We start from the raw sequence: 18,358 nt of genomic DNA, 5'->3' as shown, positions 1-18,358 counted from the left end.
GGATTAAACGCTTTTTTGCCTGGCTGCATGGTGCTACCGGCGATCACAAACGGTTAATTATGACACAACCTGACCTGAATGGATATACAGTATTGGAATGCAAAACGCAGATGCCTGTGCAACAATGTCTGTCTGGGGTTGTTTACTGGAATCGATCTCGCAACGTAGTAAAAGCGCTATTGGAAATGCTACAATCCCGCGCTTACACTTATTCAGTAACGTTTTTCAGGAGACACGATCATGGCCAGCAGAGGCGTAAACAAGGTGATTCTCGTCGGTAATCTGGGCCAGGACCCGGAAGTACGCTATATGCCGAATGGTGGCGCAGTTGCCAACATTACGCTGGCTACTTCCGAATCCTGGCGTGATAAAGCGACCGGCGAAATGAAAGAGCAGACTGAATGGCACCGTGTGGTGCTGTTCGGCAAACTGGCGGAAGTTGCCAGCGAATATCTGCGTAAAGGTTCCCAGGTCTATATCGAAGGTCAGCTGCGTACCCGCAAATGGACCGATCAATCCGGCGTAGAAAAGTACACCACTGAAGTTGTGGTTAACGTTGGCGGCACCATGCAAATGCTGGGCGGTCGTCAGGGTGGTGGTGCTCCGGCAGGTGGCGGCCAGCAGCAGGGTGGTTGGGGTCAGCCTCAGCAGCCGCAAGGTGGCAATCAGTTCAGCGGCGGCGCGCAGTCTCGCCCGCAGCAGCAGTCGGCTCCGGCAGCGCCGTCTAATGAGCCGCCGATGGATTTCGACGACGATATTCCGTTCTAATCCTTCTGCTTTTCGCTGAAAATTATGGCTACCTCAGAACTGGGGTAGCCATATGCAATTCTGTTATCAGTTCAACACCATCGGCCAGTCTGGCGGTGTATGACTCATCACTTCAACCATTACGGTTTCAATGTTCTTCCAGATTGCGGACATATCCACCAGGGTTATGCCGAGTAATCCGGTCGCAAACCAGCAGGCAAATACCAGCCCTAAACCGCTGCTAATGACGGCCAGGCCAATATAATCTGATTTACGAAAACGGATATTGAGCGTACTGGCTAAAAACATCAGCACTGCACTGAGTAATTGCCACCGCAGAAGAACCACGCCAGTTGTTATCGTTGCCATGAAAAACGTCCTCAGAAAGTCTGGATGCCCAGGACAGCGCGGGGGTGTTCACCGAGGGTGTAGTACTCTGGCTATCGACGGGCAATAACATGAATGAAACATCGTTTCTGTTACATGATTTTTGTGAACTATATCACATATGCTCGTTTGTTCACCAGTGTTGGGCGTATTTTTTGCAGGATGATAACCATGTTAAATATGTGGTTATATTTAAGGAAGCAATGATACTAAATAATCAATCTTAAAGATGCATTTTTGTTACCTGTTTTATTTATCCTAAATTCATCGTTAAAAAAATCTAATGAATTTCTTAAATAAAGCCAGGATAGTGCTTATAAAAAATTACTCCTTGAGGATAATAACGTTATGAAATAAGCATAACTTTAAGTTTGCCTTACGGAAAAATAATATCATCATCAACTATTATCAGACTTTTACATAGAGAAGTCTGTTGCTAATACTGATAGATTCATGCAACTTAATCAGTCGGTGTTTATAGCATCTTGCCTTAATGGGTTCTGGCATATACGAAACAGGGAAACAGGGCTGACATGAATCACAGTGCGCGACGCAAGATACTGAAGTTCCTCGGAACATTCATGGTGGTATTGCTCCCCGTGGTGCTGGCGTTATGGTTTGCTCAAATCCGGGCAATGTCCGAAACCCGTAATCAACTTCGCTCTTTTGCGCAACTGGTGTTAAATAAAACTGAATTGGTGATCCAACAAGCCGATTTAGCGCGAGATATGGCCCTGTTGTATCAAGGTAAGATGTGTACCCCGGCACATCAGAAAAATATGCTAGATATTATTCGTGGTCGTTTATATATCAGCGAGCTAATTTATGCGCAGGGCGATCATTTTTTGTGCTCTACGTCGATGGCGCCGCCAGTCGCCTATATTATGCCGACCGCCGACTATAAACGTACGCCGGACATCTCCATCTATTACTATCGCGATACCCCCTTTTTCGCTGGCTACAGAATGACGTATATGCAACGTGGAAACTACGTTGTCGTCATCAACCCATTATCTTACAGCGAAGTTATGTCAGATGACCCGGACCTGTCCTGGGGCGTGTATGACACGGTAACGGGTACTTTTTTCTCTGCCAGCGAAGGGGCGCCTATTGCGCAGTTATTGCCGTTAGTGCACGGTGAAGCCTCAACCTTCCAGTTGGACGATCGCTTTTACACCAAAGTGCATTCAGAAAAACGCCCGATTGCGATTATTGTGTCGACCTCGGATAAACGCATACATTCGATTTTCTATCATGAGGCTGCGTTAACGATTCCTTTCGGGATTATCTGCAGCATCCTGATGCTGTTAATGTGGTGGCGCACGCGTCAGGAATACTTATCTCCCCGCCGCTTGTTAAAACGCGCAATCAAAAAACGTCAACTGTGTCTGCACTACCAGCCGATCATTGATATCGAAAACGGCCAGTGCGTAGGGGCTGAGGCTCTGCTGCGCTGGCCGGGCTGTGATGGTGAAGTAATGAGCCCAACCGAGTTTATTCCGCTGGCTGAAAAAGAGGGAATGATTGAGCGGATCACGGATTACGTGATTGAAGAGGTATTCAACGATTTGGGATATTTTCTTTCGGCGCATCCTCAGCTTTATATCTCGATAAACCTCTCTGCTTCTGACTTTCATTCATCCCGACTTATTGCCCTGATTACCGACAAAAACCGTGAGTACTCTGTGGCGGCCCAGCAAATTAAAGTCGAGGTGACCGAGCGCGGGTTTATTGATGTAGATAAAATGACCGCGGTAATCCAGGCGTTTCGTCAGGCGGGTTATGAAGTGGCGTTTGATGATTTTGGGACGGGATATTCCAATCTACACAATTTATCCGCGTTGAATATCGATATCCTGAAGATCGATAAATCGTTTATTAGTACGTTGTCCACCAACAGCACCAGTCACCTGATTGCCGAACATATCATCGAAATGGCGCAAAGCTTACACCTGAAGATGATTGCGGAAGGGGTAGAGACGGTTGAGCAAATCGAGTGGCTGCGCGAACGTGGCGTACAGTATTGTCAGGGCTGGTATTTTGCGAAGGCGCTGCCGCCACAGGAGTTCATGCACTGGATACAACGGTCGCCCGCCATACTGACGCAGAGCGGGCAATAATCTTACAGGCGGTGGCGGTAATCGCTGGGGGTACGATCAAACTCGCGGCGAAACACGCGTGAGAAGGTTTGTTGTGATACATAACCAAGATCCATCGCGATATCGAAAATAGGTCGCTCGGTCGTCCGCAGTTCAACAGCAGCCAGCAGGAGTCGACGCTGGCGGATATAGTCACCCAACGTCTGGCGCATCACCGTGCGGAACATTCTCTGTAAATACCACTTCGAGTAACCTGATTTTTTCGCCACCGCCTCAATGTTCAGCGGCTGATCGATATGGTCGTCAATCCATTCAATAAGGGTCTGAATAATCTGCTGATGGGACATAGGGCTGCCTCTTTTTCAGTATTCGATTCGTCGTTTTGTCTGTGGGCGAGTATAATTCCTCAAGTTAACTTGAGGTAAAGCGATTTATGGAAAAGAAATTACCCCGAATAAAAGCGCTGCTTACGCCAGGTGAAGTCGCAAAGCGTAGCGGCGTAGCGGTATCAACCCTGCATTTCTATGAAAGCAAAGGGTTAATCAGCAGTATGCGCAACAGCGGCAATCAGCGCCGATACAGACGTGATGTGTTGCGTTATGTGGCGATTATCAAGATTGCTCAACGCATCGGGATCCCGTTGGCAACGATCGGTGACGCGCTCGGCGTATTACCTGAAGGACATTCGCTCAGTGCTAAAGAGTGGAAGCAGCTCTCTTCGCAATGGCGTGAAGAGCTGGATCGACGCATTCATACTTTAGTGGCGCTACGCGATGAACTGGATGGGTGTATTGGTTGCGGTTGCTTGTCGCGCAGCGATTGCCCGTTGCGTAACCCAGGCGATCAGCTTGGCGAGAAGGGGACCGGGGCGCGTCTGCTGGAAGATGATTGATGTGAAATATCTGATGGATTGACGGATATAAAACTAAAGCGCCACAGAGGGCGCTTTAGTTTGGTTCCGGTCTTTGTCTTTCACTCTATCCCGCTGGTTCACGGGAGGGTTTCCCCCGACATCAACACCCCTCAGTCGAGCACATTAGGTGAGGTTCCGGTCTGTGTTGATAATGTAATTGTAAGCCACCTCTCTCCATTTACCAGTGAAATGGTGATTTTTTAGCCAAAAAATTTTCCGCATCTTCACCGGTTTTCTTGCGCAAGTTTGCGTGAAAAAGGCACACCGATGTTGTAATAACTCCGCAAATTTTGTTGCCAGACTGCGCATTGACGATAACGTTTGCGCATCGACTGATTATTTATTGCGCGTTATAAGAAGAAATGAGTAAAAAGCGGCAAAGTTCAGTTGAAAACCAGCGTATGATCGCTGGATAATCGTTTGCTTTTTTTTACCACCCGTTTTTTATGCGCGGAGCTAAACGTTTGCTTTTTTGCGACACCCCTATTGACGCAAACCTGGCACATGGAGAAAACGTTTAGCAGGCAGTGGATTGTCCAGCACGCATAATGACGAAAAAATAAACTCTCAGGGGATGTTTTCTATGTCTACGCCTTCAGCGCGTACCGGCGGTTCACTCGACGCCTGGTTTAAAATTTCGCTCCGCGGCAGTACCGTTCGTCAGGAAGTCGTTGCCGGATTAACGACGTTCCTGGCCATGGTCTACTCCGTTATCGTGGTTCCGGGGATGCTGGGTAAAGCCGGATTCCCGCCTGCTGCTGTATTTGTGGCAACCTGTCTGGTCGCGGGCGTCGGTTCTATTGTGATGGGCCTGTGGGCAAACCTGCCGCTGGCGATTGGCTGCGCCATTTCTTTGACGGCGTTTACCGCATTCAGCCTGGTACTGGGACAACATATCAGTGTGCCTGTTGCGCTGGGTGCGGTGTTCCTGATGGGTGTCCTGTTTACCATCATTTCCGCGACCGGTATTCGTAGCTGGATCCTGCGCAATCTACCGCAGGGTGTTGCGCACGGTACGGGGATTGGTATCGGCCTGTTCCTGCTGCTGATTGCGGCAAACGGCGTGGGTCTGGTTATTAAAAACCCGCTGGACGGCCTGCCGGTTGCGCTGGGCGATTTCGATACCTTCCCGGTGATTATGTCGCTGGTAGGTCTGGCGGTGATTATTGGCCTCGAAAAACTGAAAGTACCTGGCGGTATCCTGCTGACTATTATCGGTATTTCCGTAGTGGGTCTGATTTTCGACCCGGCCGTACATTTCTCCGGTATTTTTGCCATGCCTTCTCTGAGCGACGAAAACGGTAACTCGCTGATCGGTAGCCTGGATATTATGGGCGCACTAAACCCGATCGTACTGCCGAGCGTGCTGGCGCTGGTCATGACCGCTGTCTTCGATGCGACCGGAACCATCCGTGCGGTAGCCGGACAGGCGAATCTGCTGGATAAAGACGGACAGATTATTGACGGCGGCAAAGCGCTGACCACCGACTCCCTGAGCAGCGTGTTCTCTGGCCTGGTGGGCGCTGCACCGGCGGCGGTTTATATTGAATCCGCAGCGGGTACGGCGGCAGGCGGCAAAACTGGCCTGACGGCGATCACCGTTGGCGTACTGTTCCTGCTGATCCTGTTCCTCTCTCCGCTCTCTTATCTTGTACCAGTATATGCAACGGCACCTGCGCTGATGTATGTGGGCCTGCTGATGTTGAGCAACGTAGCGAAAATCGACTTTGCTGACTTTGTCGACGCTATGGCGGGGCTGGTAACGGCCGTATTTATCGTGCTGACCTGTAACATCGTGACCGGCATTATGATTGGCTTTGCTACCCTGGTGATTGGCCGTATCGTCTCTGGCGAATGGCGCAAACTGAACATCGGCACAGTGGTCATCGCCATCGCGCTGGTGGCCTTCTACGCTGGTGGTTGGGCTATCTAATCCTCATTTGATGAAGATTCTGAAAACGGGTGGCTTTGGCCGCCCGTTTTTATTTTCACAACACTCTCGTTGTCTTTTGCGTTACTCTCAAGTAGATAGAATTGAGGCACGACGCCTCTCATCACTGATCATAAGAAACATCGCAAACAGGGAACGCATGGAAATCTTTTTCACCATACTCATCATGACCCTTGTGGTCTCGCTGTCGGGGGTTTTTACTCGCGTATTGCCATTCCAACTCCCTTTACCCCTTATGCAGATCGCCATCGGCGCCTTGCTGGCGTGGCCGACGTTTGGTTTGCATGTGGAATTCGATCCTGAGCTTTTTCTGGTTCTGTTCATCCCGCCGCTGCTCTTCGCCGATGGCTGGAAGACGCCAACCCGTGAGTTTCTGGAGCACGGGCGAGAGATCTTCGGCCTTGCGCTGGCGCTGGTTCTGGTCACGGTGGTCGGGATTGGCTTTATGATTTACTGGCTGGTGCCGGGGATCCCTCTCATCCCCGCCTTTGCGCTGGCCGCTGTCCTGTCGCCAACCGATGCCGTTGCGCTTTCCGGCATTGTGGGGGAGGGACGCATACCGAAGAAAATCATGGGTATCCTGCAGGGCGAAGCGTTGATGAACGACGCCTCCGGTCTGGTGTCACTGAAATTTGCCGTCGCCGTGGCGATGGGCACGATGGTGTTTACGGTTGGTGGCGCAACGCTTGAATTCTTCAAGGTAGCGATTGGCGGTATCCTGGCCGGTTTTGTCGTCAGTTGGCTGTACGGGCGCTCCCTGCGTTTTCTCAGCCGCTGGGGTGGTGATGAACCGGCAACGCAAATCGTTCTGCTGTTCCTGCTGCCGTTTGCGTCTTACCTGATTGCGGAACACATCGGTGTTTCCGGCATCCTCGCGGCGGTCGCAGCCGGGATGACGATCACCCGTTCCGGGGTAATGCGCCGGGCGCCGCTGGCGATGCGTTTACGTGCTAACAGCACCTGGGCGATGCTGGAGTTTGTGTTTAACGGCATGGTTTTCTTGCTGTTAGGACTGCAGTTGCCGGGGATTCTGGAGTCTTCTTTGGCGGCGGCAGAAGCCGATCCGAATGTTGAAATCTGGATGCTGTTTACCGATATCGTGCTGATTTACGTGGCGCTGATGCTGGTACGTTTTGGCTGGCTGTGGACGATGAAGAAGTTTAGCCTGCGCTTCCTGAAGAAAAAGCCGATGGAGTTTGGTTCCTGGACGACGCGTGAAATCATGATCGCCTCCTTTGCGGGCGTGCGTGGGGCCATTACTCTCGCCGGTGTGCTCTCTATTCCGTTGCTGTTACCGGATGGTAGCGGCTTCCCGGCGCGATATGAGCTGATCTTCCTTGCCGCGGGCGTGATTCTGTTCTCGCTGTTTGTTGGCGTGGTGATGCTGCCGCTTCTGCTGCAACACCTGGAAGTGGCAGACCACTCGCAGCAGCAGAAAGAGGAACGAATTGCCCGCGCTGCCACGGCGGAAGTGGCGATTGTCGCCATCCAGAAAATGGAGGAGCGTCTGGCCGCAGACACCGAAGAGAACATCGACAATCAGTTGCTCACCGAGGTGAGTTCACGCGTCATCGGTAACCTGCGTCGACGCGCCGACGGACGCAACGACGTGGAAAGCTCGATGCAGGAAGAAAACCTCGAGCGGCGTTTCCGTCTGGCGGCCCTGCGTTCCGAGCGTGCGGAACTTTATCACCTGCGCGCCACGCGGGAAATCAGCAATGAGACGCTGCAAAAACTGCTGCACGATCTGGATTTGCTGGAAGCGCTGTTGATCGAGAACGAATAAACGGTTGTGCCTGATGGCGCTACGCTTATCAGGCCTACGGAATCCAATTGTAGGTCTGATAAGCGTTAAGCCGCATCCGGCATTTTACGACTCTTGCGTTAGCCAGAACCCTTCACAGCATTTGAGCCACGCCTGGGCGCTGTGCGACAGATACACACCTTCGCGCCAAATCATGCCCAACTGCCAGCGTAAATCACTCTCCAAAGGGATCCAGCGCAGCGTCTGCTTATCCAACCGCTGGCAAATCGGCTCCGGTAAAATGGCGATCCCGACTCCGGCTTGCACCATCGCCGCCAGAAAATCCCACTGCCCACTGCGTACCGCGATGCGGGGTTTGACGTTGTGCTGGTTAAACAGCTCAAGCAGCTGACGGCTCAACGCGAAATCTTCGTTATAGATAAGCAGGGGATGCTCCGCTAACGCCTCGGGGGAAATGGATTCACACGTTGTCCACTGACCGGAACGGGGGACCAGCACGCAGAGCGGATGGCTAAAAAGCGGTAAGGTCGCCAGGCCGCTCTCTTCTTCAACCGGCAGCGCGGTCATCGCGACATCCAGATCGCCATTCATCACCGCCTGCTGGACGGTTAAGCCTCCAAATTCAGACACCTTCAGTTCAACGCCGGGATAGCGCTGGCGAAACAGGCTGATAGGCCCGGCCATCAACATACCGACCATGGGGGGGATGCCGAGGCGCAGCACTCCCTTGTTGAGGTGATTAATGTCGCTGAGTTCTGCTTCGAGCTGGCGAAACTCGGCGAGGATCGCCAGGCCGCGTTCGAAAACAACCTGTCCAGTGTCGGTTAACAGCAGTCGCCGACCGTCGCGGATTAACAGCGTGCAGTTAAGCTCGTCTTCAAGGTTCTTCAACATCTTGCTGATGGTGGGCTGGGTGACAAAAAGCTTCTCCGCTGCGCGGGTAAAGCTCTGCTGACGAACCACCTCAACAAAATAGCGCAGCGTTCTGATATCCATGATTATTCCTTAAGACTATGCCTGCAATGAGTTTAATTCATTTCAGTCCTGGACGGGGGCTCTCTATACTGGCGCTCTCTATTTTTTAAGGACATACCCTCATGGCTGTGGCGATAAGCCGCGTGACGCCTGCCGTTATTCATCGACTCCAGATCCCCGTTCAGGTTCTGTTGTACGCAGGTCTATTTGTATTTGCTCAATATCTTGTCTCCTGGCTGCATCTGCCGCTTCCTGCCAACCTGGTTGGGATGGTGCTGATGTTGGCGCTGATTGTCTGTCGGGTTATCCCGCTGAACTGGATTCGCGCAGGCGCTCGCTGGTTACTGGCTGAAATGTTGCTGTTTTTTGTTCCGGCGGTGGTGGCTGTCGTCAACTATACGCAGCTGTTGTTGGTCGATGGTTGGCGCATATTTGCCGTCATTGCGCTAAGTACGTTGATGGTTCTTGGCGCAACGGCGTGGGTCGTGGATAAAGTGTATCGCTATGAAATGAGCAGGCTAAACCGTGAGTAATTTCCAGCTAAGCGTGCTGTGTCTGGTGATTACGTTGGGCATCTATTTTGCCAACAAGCGCCTGTATCGCCGTTTTCGTAAATTACCGCTGATGCCGTTAGTGTTCACTCCGGCGCTGCTGGTCCTGATGCTGGTCTTTGGGCATATCTCCTGGCAAAACTATATTGGTGAATCGCACTGGCTGCTGTGGCTGTTAGGCCCTGCGACCATCGCCTTTGCCGTTCCGGTCTATGACAACCTTGCCGTGATTAAGCGGCACTGGATGTCACTGACGGCGGGCGTAGTGACGGCAACGCTGGTGGCCGTTACCAGTTCCGTGTGGCTGGCGCGTCTGTTTATGTTGCCTGATGAAATCCAGCGTAGCCTGGCGGTGCGCTCCGTCACTACGCCATTTGCGCTGGCGGCAGCAGAGCCGTTGGGCGGGCAACCAGACCTGGTGGCATTGTTCGTGGTAGTGACAGGTGTATTCGGTATGGCAGTTGGCGATGTACTGTTTTTACGGCTTTCTATTCGGGAAGGGATGGCGAAAGGCGCAGGATTTGGCGCAGCCTCGCATGGTGCGGGCACGGCGCGCTCTTATGAGCTCGGCCAGCAGGAGGGCGTGGTCGCCAGCCTGGTGATGATGCTTTCCGGCGTGGTGATGGTGCTGGTTGCGCCGCTGGTCGCGATGGTGATGTTCTGAAAAATGCCCCGGTCGTTCAGACCGGGGATGAGTAGGTGTGGTTAGTGCGCGCGACCTTGTTCTACGCCGTACCCGGTCTGGGAACGGATGAACTGGGCACGGAACTGCTCGCGTTCGCGATTACCTTCTTCTGAGTTATCGGTAGCAGAGAAGAACCAGATCCCGAGGAACGCTACGCTGATGGAGAACAGCGCCGGATATTCATACGGGAAAATGGCTTTTTCGTGACCAAGGATCTGGACCCAAATCGTCGGGCCAAGCACCATCAGCACCACCGCCGTCAGCAGACCTAACCAGCCGCCCAACATCGCGCCACGCGTGGTCAGTCTTGACCAGTACATGGAGAGCAGAATGATCGGGAAGTTGCAGCTGGCTGCGATAGCAAACGCCAGACCTACCATGAAGGCGATATTCTGGTTCTCAAACAGCACGCCGAGCAGGATGGCAATCACGCCCAGCACCAGTACGGTGATTTTCGACACCTTCAGTTCTTCACGTTCGGTTGCGCCTTTACGGAACACGTTGGCGTACAGGTCGTGAGAAACGGCCGATGCGCCCGCCAGCGTCAGGCCTGCAACCACCGCCAGGATGGTGGCAAACGCCACGGCTGAGATGAAGCCCAGGAACAGGTTGCCGCCCACCGCATTTGCCAGGTGAACCGCCGCCATGTTGTTACCGCCGATCAGCGCGCCAGCAGCGTCTTTATACGCCGGATTAGCGCCCACCAGCATGATCGCACCAAAGCCGATGATAAAGGTCAGGATGTAGAAATAACCCATAAAACCGGTGGCATAGAACACGCTCTTACGCGCTTCGCGGGCATCGCTGACCGTAAAGAAGCGCATCAGGATGTGCGGCAAGCCTGCCGTACCAAACATCAGGCCGAGACCTAACGACAGGGCGGAGATCGGATCTTTTACCAGTCCGCCCGGGCTCATAATGGCTGAACCTTTCGGGTGTACCGCCATTGCTTCGGTGAACAGGTTGTTGAAGCTAAAGCCGACGTGCTTCATCACCATAAAGGCCATAAAGCTGGCGCCGAACAGCAGCAGAACGGCTTTGATGATCTGTACCCAGGTGGTCGCCAGCATGCCGCCAAACAGGACGTACATCATCATCAGCACGCCAACCAGTACGACGGCGATGTGATAGTTCAGACCAAACAGCAGCTCAATCAGCTTACCTGCGCCGACCATCTGGGCGATCAGATACAGCGCGACCACCACCAGAGAACCACAGGCCGACAGAATACGGATTGGTCCTTGCTTCAGACGATAAGAAGCAACATCTGCAAAGGTGTAACGCCCCAGGTTACGCAGACGCTCAGCAATCAGGAACAGGATAATTGGCCAGCCGACCAGGAAGCCGAGTGAATAGATCAGCCCGTCATAACCGGAGGTAAACACCAGCGCGGAAATCCCGAGAAACGATGCCGCCGACATATAGTCGCCCGCAATCGCCAGCCCGTTCTGGAAACCAGTGATGTTACCGCCGGCGGTGTAGTAGTCATTACGCGAACGTACGCGCTTAGACGCCCAGTAAGTAATACCGAGCGTAAAGATGACGAAAATCAGGAACATGACAATCGCCTGCCAGTTGGTTGGCTGGCGTTGGACTGCACCGCTAATAGCATCCGCCGCGTTTGCGGCGAAGGGCAGCGTGGCGGCAAGCGCCGTCAGGACTCTCTTCATGATGCTTTAACCTCGTGCAGAACCGCATTGTTCAGGCGGTCGAATTCACCGTTTGCCCGCCAGATATAGATCCCGGTCAGGATGAAGGAGATGAGGATCACACCGACCCCAATCGGAATACCCCGGGTGACGCTGGTTCCCGCGTGTAGCGGCGTACCCAGCCAGCCAGGCGCAAAGGCAATCAGTAAAATAAAGCTGATGTAAACTGCCAGCATGATGATGGACAGAATAGTGGCAAACCGTTGCCTTTTTTCAACTAACTCCCTGAAACGCGCACTGTCTTCTATCCGCTGATAAATAGAGTCATTCATCACAGAGTTCTCCAGAGGCCCCCTTCGTCTTTCACGTTGCAAGTGTGTTGGCCGCACTCGCCCACCTCAGTCACATAGTGAACTATGCTCCTGGGGATGCGCTCGCTTGCCGCCTTCCTGCAACGCGAAATCCTTTGGGGTGGGTTATTATATTTTCCCTCCCGGTCAGGGGAGGGGTAGGGGTAGGATTTGTAGGCCCGATAAGCCGCGCACCATCGGGCATTTCACGGTTATGGTTATGATGGCATCGCGATGGCCTGCTTCTCTTCGAGCAGTTTCTCTACCACGCCAGGATCGGCGAGGGTCGAGGTATCGCCCAGATTGCTGGTATCGCCCGCCGCGATTTTACGCAGAATACGGCGCATGATTTTGCCGGAGCGGGTTTTCGGCAGTGAGTCGGTCCAGTGCAGCACGTCTGGCGTTGCCAGCGGACCAATTTCTTTACGTACCCAGTTGCGCACCTCGGCGTACAGCTCAGGTGATGGCTCTTCGCCGTGATTCAGCGTGACGTAGGCGTAGATCGCCTGGCCTTTAATATTATGCGGAATACCCACCACCGCGGCTTCGGCAATCTTCGGATGCGACACCAGCGCCGATTCGATTTCTGCCGTTCCCAGACGGTGGCCAGAGACGTTCAGCACATCGTCCACACGACCGGTGATCCAGTAATAGCCATCTTCGTCACGACGCGCGCCGTCGCCGCTGAAGTACATATTCTTGAAGGTAGAAAAGTAGGTCTGCTCAAAGCGTTCGTGATCGCCAAACAGCGTTCTCGCCTGGCCCGGCCACGAGTCGGTAATCACCAGGTTGCCTTCGGTCGCGCCTTCCAGCGGATTACCCTCGTTATCGACAATCGCAGGCTGTACGCCAAAGAACGGACGGGTTGCGGAACCCGCTTTCAGCTCGGTGGCGCCCGGCAGCGGGGTGATCATGAATCCACCGGTTTCGGTCTGCCACCAGGTATCGACGACCGGGCATTTTTCGTTGCCGATCTTCTTCCAGTACCACTCCCATGCTTCCGGGTTAATCGGCTCGCCAACGGAACCCAGGATACGCAGCGAGGAGCGGTCAGTGCCTTCAATCGCTTTATCACCTTCTGCCATTAGGGCGCGGATGGCGGTCGGCGCGGTATACAGAATATTGACCTGGTGCTTGTCCACAACCTGCGACATACGCGCCGGGGTTGGCCAGTTTGGCACGCCTTCGAACATCAGCGTGGTTGCGCCGCAGGCCAACGGACCATACAGCAGGTAGCTGTGCCCGGTTACCCAACCCACGTCAGCGGTACACCAATAAATATCGCCCTGATGGTAGTCAAACACGTACTTAAAGGTGGTTGCGGCGTAGACCAGATATCCGCCGGTGGTATGCAGTACGCCTTTTGGCTTGCCGGTTGAACCGGAGGTATAGAGGATAAACAGCGGATCTTCCGCGTTCATTTCTTCTGGCTGATGTTCTGGGCTGGCTTTCTCGATAAGATCGGACCACCACAGGTCACGGCCTTCCTGCCATTCCGTTTTTCCACCGGTACGTTTGAGGACGACCACATGTTCCACGGTTTTCACGTTCGGGTTTTTCAGCGCATCATCGACGTTCTTTTTCAGCGGGATGGCGCGGCCGGCGCGCACGCCTTCGTCGGCGGTGATCACCAGACGTGAATTGGAGTCGATGATACGTCCGGCGACCGCCTCTGGTGAAAAACCACCGAAGATGACCGAATGCACCGCGCCAATACGGGCGCAAGCCAGCATAGCAACCGCCGCTTCCGGCACCATCGGCATATAAATGGCCACCACGTCGCCTTTTTTAATGCCTAAATCCAGTAGCGTATTGGCGAAACGGCAAACATCGCGATGCAGTTCGCGATAAGTAATGTTTTTGCTTTGGGTGGCGTCATCGCCTTCCCAGATGATGGCGGTGCGATCGCCATTTGCCTGTAAATGACGGTCAAGGCAGTTTGCGGCCAGGTTCAGGGTGCCGTCTTCGTACCATTTAATCGACACGTTGCCCGGTGCGAAGGAGGTGTTCTTCACCTGGCTGTACGGCTTGATCCAATCAAGTATCTTTCCCTGCTCGCCCCAAAATGTGTCGGGTTCGTTAACGGATTGCTGGTATTTCTCTTCGTACTGCTCCGGGTTTATCAGGCAACGATCCGCAATGTTTGCGGGAATAGCGTGTTTATGTATTTGGCTCATGGCTTTTGTTCTCCTTGTAGGATGTTAATAATATGTCTCATAAACGTTAAATGTAGGGGCTTTGAGAGTTTTGTTTAGTATTTGCGCGGCAGATCACGCAATAAACGAATTGTGCAAATTAGCGGCAAACTTAATTTTGAAGGGAACTAGCAAAAATTGATTAAATCTCGCGATAACATGTAGTTATCTAAAGGATTATTGAAAAGGTGATCTATCTCTGAATTAGACAAAAGAGTGAGGAGTTAGAGGGGGGTATAACTCTAAAGTGGTATTTTACATACACTTACAATTGATTAAAGACAACATTTTCAGTGTGGTTTCTTGTTACAAATAGGGTGGAGCAATGTCATGACAGTATTCGTGTGGTTGCTGTTATGGAAAACAATAAAAGAACCGCCATTGCAGATAATGGCGTCATCTGGATGAGACCCCTATGGCAAGGATAAAATCACGCGTACGCCGTTTCTTCAGCCTGTTATTACCTTTATTATTTATTTCTGCTGTTCACGCTGAACAAACTCCTGTACCCGCAAAAACCGTCACCGTTGAAGCGAAGAATGAAACCTTCGCTCCTCAGCATCCCGATCAATATCTCTCCTGGAAAGCCACGTCTGAGCAATCAGCCCGTGAAGATGCGCTGGCAGAAGATCCGCGTCTGGTGATCCTGTGGGCGGGATATCCATTCTCGCGCGATTACAACAAACCGCGTGGACACGCCTATGCCGTGACCGATGTACGTGAAACCTTACGTACCGGCGCCCCAAAAACGGCTGAAGACGGCCCGCTGCCGATGGCCTGCTGGAGCTGTAAAAGCCCGGACGTAGCACGTCTGATCCAGAAAGACGGTGAAGATGGCTACTTCCACGGTAAATGGGCGCGCGGCGGTCCAGAAATTGTTAACAATCTCGGCTGTGCAGATTGCCATAACACTGCGTCACCAGACTTCGCCAAAGGCAAGCCAGAGCTGACGCTGTCGCGTCCTTATGCAGAACGCGCGATGGAAGCAATCGGCAAACCGTTTGAGAAAGCCGGTCGCTTTGATCAGCAATCCATGGTCTGCGGTCAGTGCCACGTGGAATACTACTTCGACGGTAAAAACAAAGCCGTTAAGTTCCCGTGGGACGAGGGCATGAAAGTCGAGAACATGGAGAAATACTACGACACCATCGCCTTCTCTGACTGGACCAACTCCCTGTCGAAAACGCCGATGCTGAAAGCGCAGCACCCGGAATATGAAACCTGGAGCGCGGGCATTCACGGCAAGAACAACGTGACCTGTATCGACTGTCACATGCCGAAAGTGCAAAACGCGGAAGGCAAGATCTACACCGACCATAAGATTGGTAACCCGTTCGATAACTTTGCTCAGACCTGTGCGAACTGCCACACCCAGGATAAAGCGTCCCTGCAAAAAGTGGTCGCCGAGCGTAAACAGGCTATTCATGACCTGAAAATCAAGGTCGAAGATCAGCTGGTTCATGCGCACTTCGAAGCGAAAGCCGCATGGGATGCGGGTGCGACTGAAGCGGAAATGAAGCCGATTCTGGAAGATATCCGTCACGCACAATGGCGCTGGGACCTGTCTATCGCCTCACACGGTATTCACATGCACGCTCCGGAAGAGGGTCTGCGGATGCTGGGTAGCGCCATGGATAAAGCCGCCGATGCGCGTACCAAACTGGTCCGTCTGCTGGCGACTAAAGGCATCACCCATGAAATCCCGTTACCGGATATCTCTACCAAAGAGAAAGCCCAGGCGGCGATTGGTCTGAACATGCAGCAAATCAATGCTGAGAAGCAGGACTTCATCAAAACGGTGATTCCGCAGTGGGAAGATCAGGCGCGTAAAAACGGTCTGTTAAGCCAATAACCCCATTTCGCCCCGTCAGGGGCGGATAACTCAACGGAGTGAATATGAGCGTATTACGTTCGTTATTAACTGCTGGGGTGCTGGCGTCAGGCTTGTTCTGGAGCCTGAGTGGAATCACTGCCACGCCAACGCCGCAGGAGTCGGATCAACGCTGGACGGTTACCCAACAGCGTAATCCGGATGCCGCCTGTCTGGATTGTCACAAGCCAGATACCGAAGGCATGCATGGTAAGCATGCAGAAGTCATCAACCCGAATAACAAATTGCCGGTCACCTGCACCAACTGTCACGGCCAGCCGTCACCGAACCACCGTGAAGGGGTGAAGGATGTGATGCGCTTTAATGAGCCGATGTACAACGTTGAACAGCAGAACAGCGTCTGTATGTCCTGCCACCTGCCTGAGCAGCTACAAAAAGCGTTCTGGCCACACGATGTCCACGTAACCAAAGTGGCGTGTGCCAGCTGTCACTCACTGCATCCGAAGCAAGACACGATGCAGACGCTAAGTGATAAAGGACGGATCAAGATTTGCGTCGATTGCCACAGCGATCAGCGTAACAATCCGAACTTTAACCCGGCGTCGGTTCCGTTGCTTAAGGAGCATCCATGAGTTGCTCTCGTCGCCAGTTTATCACCCGCGTCGGCGCGCTGGTGGCAGTGAGCGGGACGGCGGGACGCGTTGTGGCGAAGACGCTGAACATCAACGGCGTACGTTACGGTATGGTACATGATGAGTCACTATGCATCGGCTGTACGGCCTGCATGGATGCTTGTCGGGAAGTAAACAACGTGCCGGAAGGGGTATCGCGTCTGACGATTATTCGCAGCGAGCCGCAGGGGACGTTTCCTGATGTGAAGTATCGTTTTTTCCGTCATTCGTGCCAGCATTGCGACCATGCCCCCTGCGTTGACGTCTGCCCGACGGGGGCATCGTATCGCGATGCCGCCAGCGGTATTGTGGATGTGAACCCGGACCTTTGCGTTGGCTGCCAGTACTGTATCGCCGCGTGTCCTTATCGCGTGCGCTTTATCCATCCGGTTAGCAAAACGGCGGATAAATGCGATTTCTGTCGGAAAACCAATCTGAAAGCGGGCAAGCAGCCCGCCTGCGTTGAGTCGTGTCCGACGAAGGCGCTGACGTTTGGTAATCTGGACGATCCCAACAGCGATATCTCCCGCTTGTTGCTGCAGAAAACCACCTACCGTTACAAGCTGGCGTTGGGCACAAAACCGAAGGTCTACCGCGTTCCCTTTAAATTTGGGGAGGTGAGCCAATGACATCCGCTTCTGCATTTCATTTTGAATCACTGGTGTGGGACTGGCCCATTGCCATCTATCTGTTCCTGATTGGCATCTCCGCCGGACTGGTCACGCTGGCGATTCTGCTGCGTCGTTTCCATCCGGAGGCGGGCGGTTCTGACAGCACGCTGCTACGCACTACGCTGGTGTTAGGGCCGGGGGCGATTATCTTCGGTCTGCTGATTCTGGTGTTCCACCTGACGCGTCCATGGACCTTCTGGAAACTGATGTTCCACTACAGCTTCACTTCGGTGATGTCGATGGGAGTCATGTTGTTCCAGTTGTACATGGTGGTGCTGGTGCTGTGGCTGGCAAAAATCTTTGAAAAAGAAGTGATTGCTCTGCAACAGCGCTGGCTGCCGCGATTAGGGATCGTACAGAAAATGCTGACGTTGATTGCGCCGTTTCATCGCGCGCTGGAGACGTTAATGCTGGTGCTGGCGGTCCTGCTCGGGGCGTACACCGGTTTTCTGCTGTCGGCGCTGAAATCCTACCCGTTCCTGAATAACCCGATCCTGCCGGTGCTGTTCCTGTTCTCCGGGATCTCCTCCGGCGCGGCGGTGGCGCTGATCGCCATGGCGTTACGTCATCGTAGCAATCCGCACAGTACCGAAGCGCACTTTGTGCATCGCATGGAAGCCCCGGTGGTATGGCTGGAGATCTTCCTGCTGGCGGCGTTTTTCGTCGGCCTGGCGCTGGGCGATGACGGCAAAATGCGCGCGCTGGCGGCGGCACTGGGCGGCGGATTCTGGACCTGGTGGTTCTGGCTGGGCGTGGCCGGGCTTGGGCTGATACTGCCGATGCTGCTAAAACCTTGGGCCAACCGCAGTTCGACGTTTCATGGCGTGCTGGCAGTCTGCGGCGCCAGCCTGACCGGCGTACTGCTGCTGCGCTTTTTTATTCTCTATGCGGGTCAGCTAACCGTTGCGTAAGGTGATA

At 53.3% G+C, this 18,358-nt stretch carries 17 protein-coding genes; 11 read left to right on the top strand and 6 right to left on the bottom strand.

The features are described from left to right. Positions 1 to 240: 240 nt before the first annotated feature. Positions 241 to 768 carry a single-stranded DNA-binding protein SSB1 gene (gene ssb1, locus HV352_RS21800; protein WP_016155359.1) on the top strand — a complete coding sequence of 176 codons (528 nt, stop codon included), beginning with the start codon at positions 241 to 243 and terminating at the stop codon, positions 766 to 768. Between the two features lie 66 nt (positions 769 to 834). Here ssb1 and HV352_RS21795 read toward each other — a convergent pair whose 3' ends face one another. Beyond that, positions 835 to 1,116 (bottom strand): YjcB family protein, encoded by a 282-nt coding sequence (locus HV352_RS21795; protein WP_016155360.1) that lies wholly within the window; start codon positions 1,114 to 1,116, stop codon positions 835 to 837. Positions 1,117 to 1,667: 551 nt separating this feature from the next. On the opposite strand from HV352_RS21795, the gene HV352_RS21790 reads away from it, so the two are divergent. After that, complete coding sequence (locus HV352_RS21790) at positions 1,668 to 3,254, top strand: EAL domain-containing protein (protein ID WP_016155448.1); 1,587 nt, start codon at positions 1,668 to 1,670, stop codon at positions 3,252 to 3,254. Positions 3,255 to 3,256: 2 nt separating this feature from the next. Here HV352_RS21790 and soxS read toward each other — a convergent pair whose 3' ends face one another. After that, positions 3,257 to 3,580: a superoxide response transcriptional regulator SoxS gene (soxS, locus tag HV352_RS21785; RefSeq protein WP_016155362.1), complete on the bottom strand. Its 324-nt coding sequence runs from the start codon at positions 3,578 to 3,580 to the stop codon at positions 3,257 to 3,259. An 86-nt stretch (positions 3,581 to 3,666) separates the two neighbouring features. On the opposite strand from soxS, the gene soxR reads away from it, so the two are divergent. The 3 genes from soxR to HV352_RS21770 all read left to right on the top strand — a co-directional run bounded on the left by soxR (position 3,667) and on the right by HV352_RS21770 (position 7,883). Continuing rightward, complete coding sequence (soxR, locus tag HV352_RS21780; protein WP_016155363.1) at positions 3,667 to 4,125, top strand: redox-sensitive transcriptional activator SoxR; 459 nt, start codon at positions 3,667 to 3,669, stop codon at positions 4,123 to 4,125. Positions 4,126 to 4,729: 604 nt separating this feature from the next. Beyond that, entirely contained in the window at positions 4,730 to 6,079 is a 1,350-nt protein-coding gene (gene ghxP, locus HV352_RS21775) for a guanine/hypoxanthine transporter GhxP (RefSeq protein ID WP_016155449.1), read from the top strand. A gap of 157 nt (positions 6,080 to 6,236) precedes the next feature. Then, a complete protein-coding gene (locus tag HV352_RS21770; RefSeq protein WP_016155450.1) occupies positions 6,237 to 7,883 on the top strand; it encodes a Na+/H+ antiporter in 1,647 nt (548 codons plus the stop codon). A gap of 84 nt (positions 7,884 to 7,967) precedes the next feature. On the opposite strand, the gene HV352_RS21765 is transcribed toward HV352_RS21770, so the two are convergent. Continuing rightward, positions 7,968 to 8,858: a LysR family transcriptional regulator gene (locus HV352_RS21765; protein ID WP_016155366.1), complete on the bottom strand. Its 891-nt coding sequence runs from the start codon at positions 8,856 to 8,858 to the stop codon at positions 7,968 to 7,970. A gap of 101 nt (positions 8,859 to 8,959) precedes the next feature. Between HV352_RS21765 and HV352_RS21760 the strand changes: the two genes are divergently transcribed. Both HV352_RS21760 and HV352_RS21755 read left to right on the top strand, forming a co-directional pair. Beyond that, a complete protein-coding gene (locus HV352_RS21760; protein ID WP_016155367.1) occupies positions 8,960 to 9,370 on the top strand; it encodes a CidA/LrgA family protein in 411 nt (136 codons plus the stop codon). Next, positions 9,363 to 10,052 (top strand): LrgB family protein, encoded by a 690-nt coding sequence (locus HV352_RS21755; protein ID WP_016155368.1) that lies wholly within the window; start codon positions 9,363 to 9,365, stop codon positions 10,050 to 10,052. The genes HV352_RS21760 and HV352_RS21755 overlap by 8 nt, the downstream gene beginning before the upstream one ends. Positions 10,053 to 10,093: 41 nt before the next feature. Here the strand turns inward: HV352_RS21755 and actP are convergent, their stop codons facing one another. The 3 genes from actP to acs all read right to left on the bottom strand — a co-directional run bounded on the left by actP (position 10,094) and on the right by acs (position 14,249). Next, positions 10,094 to 11,743, bottom strand: coding sequence for a cation/acetate symporter ActP (actP, locus tag HV352_RS21750; protein ID WP_016155369.1), 1,650 nt, complete (start codon positions 11,741 to 11,743; stop codon positions 10,094 to 10,096). Continuing rightward, positions 11,740 to 12,054: a DUF485 domain-containing protein gene (locus HV352_RS21745; RefSeq protein ID WP_016155370.1), complete on the bottom strand. Its 315-nt coding sequence runs from the start codon at positions 12,052 to 12,054 to the stop codon at positions 11,740 to 11,742. The genes actP and HV352_RS21745 overlap by 4 nt, the downstream gene beginning before the upstream one ends. A 236-nt stretch (positions 12,055 to 12,290) precedes the next feature. Further along, a complete protein-coding gene (acs, locus tag HV352_RS21740; protein ID WP_016155371.1) occupies positions 12,291 to 14,249 on the bottom strand; it encodes an acetate--CoA ligase in 1,959 nt (652 codons plus the stop codon). A 433-nt stretch (positions 14,250 to 14,682) separates the two neighbouring features. Here acs and nrfA point away from each other — a divergent pair, with 433 nt between their 5' ends. The 4 genes from nrfA to nrfD are packed head-to-tail and all read left to right on the top strand — an operon-like array spanning position 14,683 to position 18,351. After that, positions 14,683 to 16,119, top strand: coding sequence for an ammonia-forming nitrite reductase cytochrome c552 subunit (nrfA, locus tag HV352_RS21735; protein WP_016155372.1), 1,437 nt, complete (start codon positions 14,683 to 14,685; stop codon positions 16,117 to 16,119). A gap of 44 nt (positions 16,120 to 16,163) precedes the next feature. Then, a complete protein-coding gene (nrfB, locus tag HV352_RS21730) occupies positions 16,164 to 16,730 on the top strand; it encodes a cytochrome c nitrite reductase pentaheme subunit (protein ID WP_005132587.1) in 567 nt (188 codons plus the stop codon). Continuing rightward, positions 16,727 to 17,398 carry a cytochrome c nitrite reductase Fe-S protein gene (nrfC, locus tag HV352_RS21725; protein ID WP_016155373.1) on the top strand — a complete coding sequence of 224 codons (672 nt, stop codon included), beginning with the start codon at positions 16,727 to 16,729 and terminating at the stop codon, positions 17,396 to 17,398. The genes nrfB and nrfC overlap by 4 nt, the downstream gene beginning before the upstream one ends. Continuing rightward, positions 17,395 to 18,351: a cytochrome c nitrite reductase subunit NrfD gene (gene nrfD / locus HV352_RS21720; protein ID WP_181598657.1), complete on the top strand. Its 957-nt coding sequence runs from the start codon at positions 17,395 to 17,397 to the stop codon at positions 18,349 to 18,351. The genes nrfC and nrfD overlap by 4 nt, the downstream gene beginning before the upstream one ends. Positions 18,352 to 18,358 lie beyond the last annotated feature (7 nt).

It is taken from the genome of Citrobacter sp. RHBSTW-01044 (genome assembly GCF_013781945.1).
Lineage (GTDB): Bacteria > Pseudomonadota > Gammaproteobacteria > Enterobacterales > Enterobacteriaceae > Citrobacter > Citrobacter braakii.
Note: the sequence above shows the minus strand (reverse complement) of the source record. Positions and strands in the feature narration are given on the sequence as shown.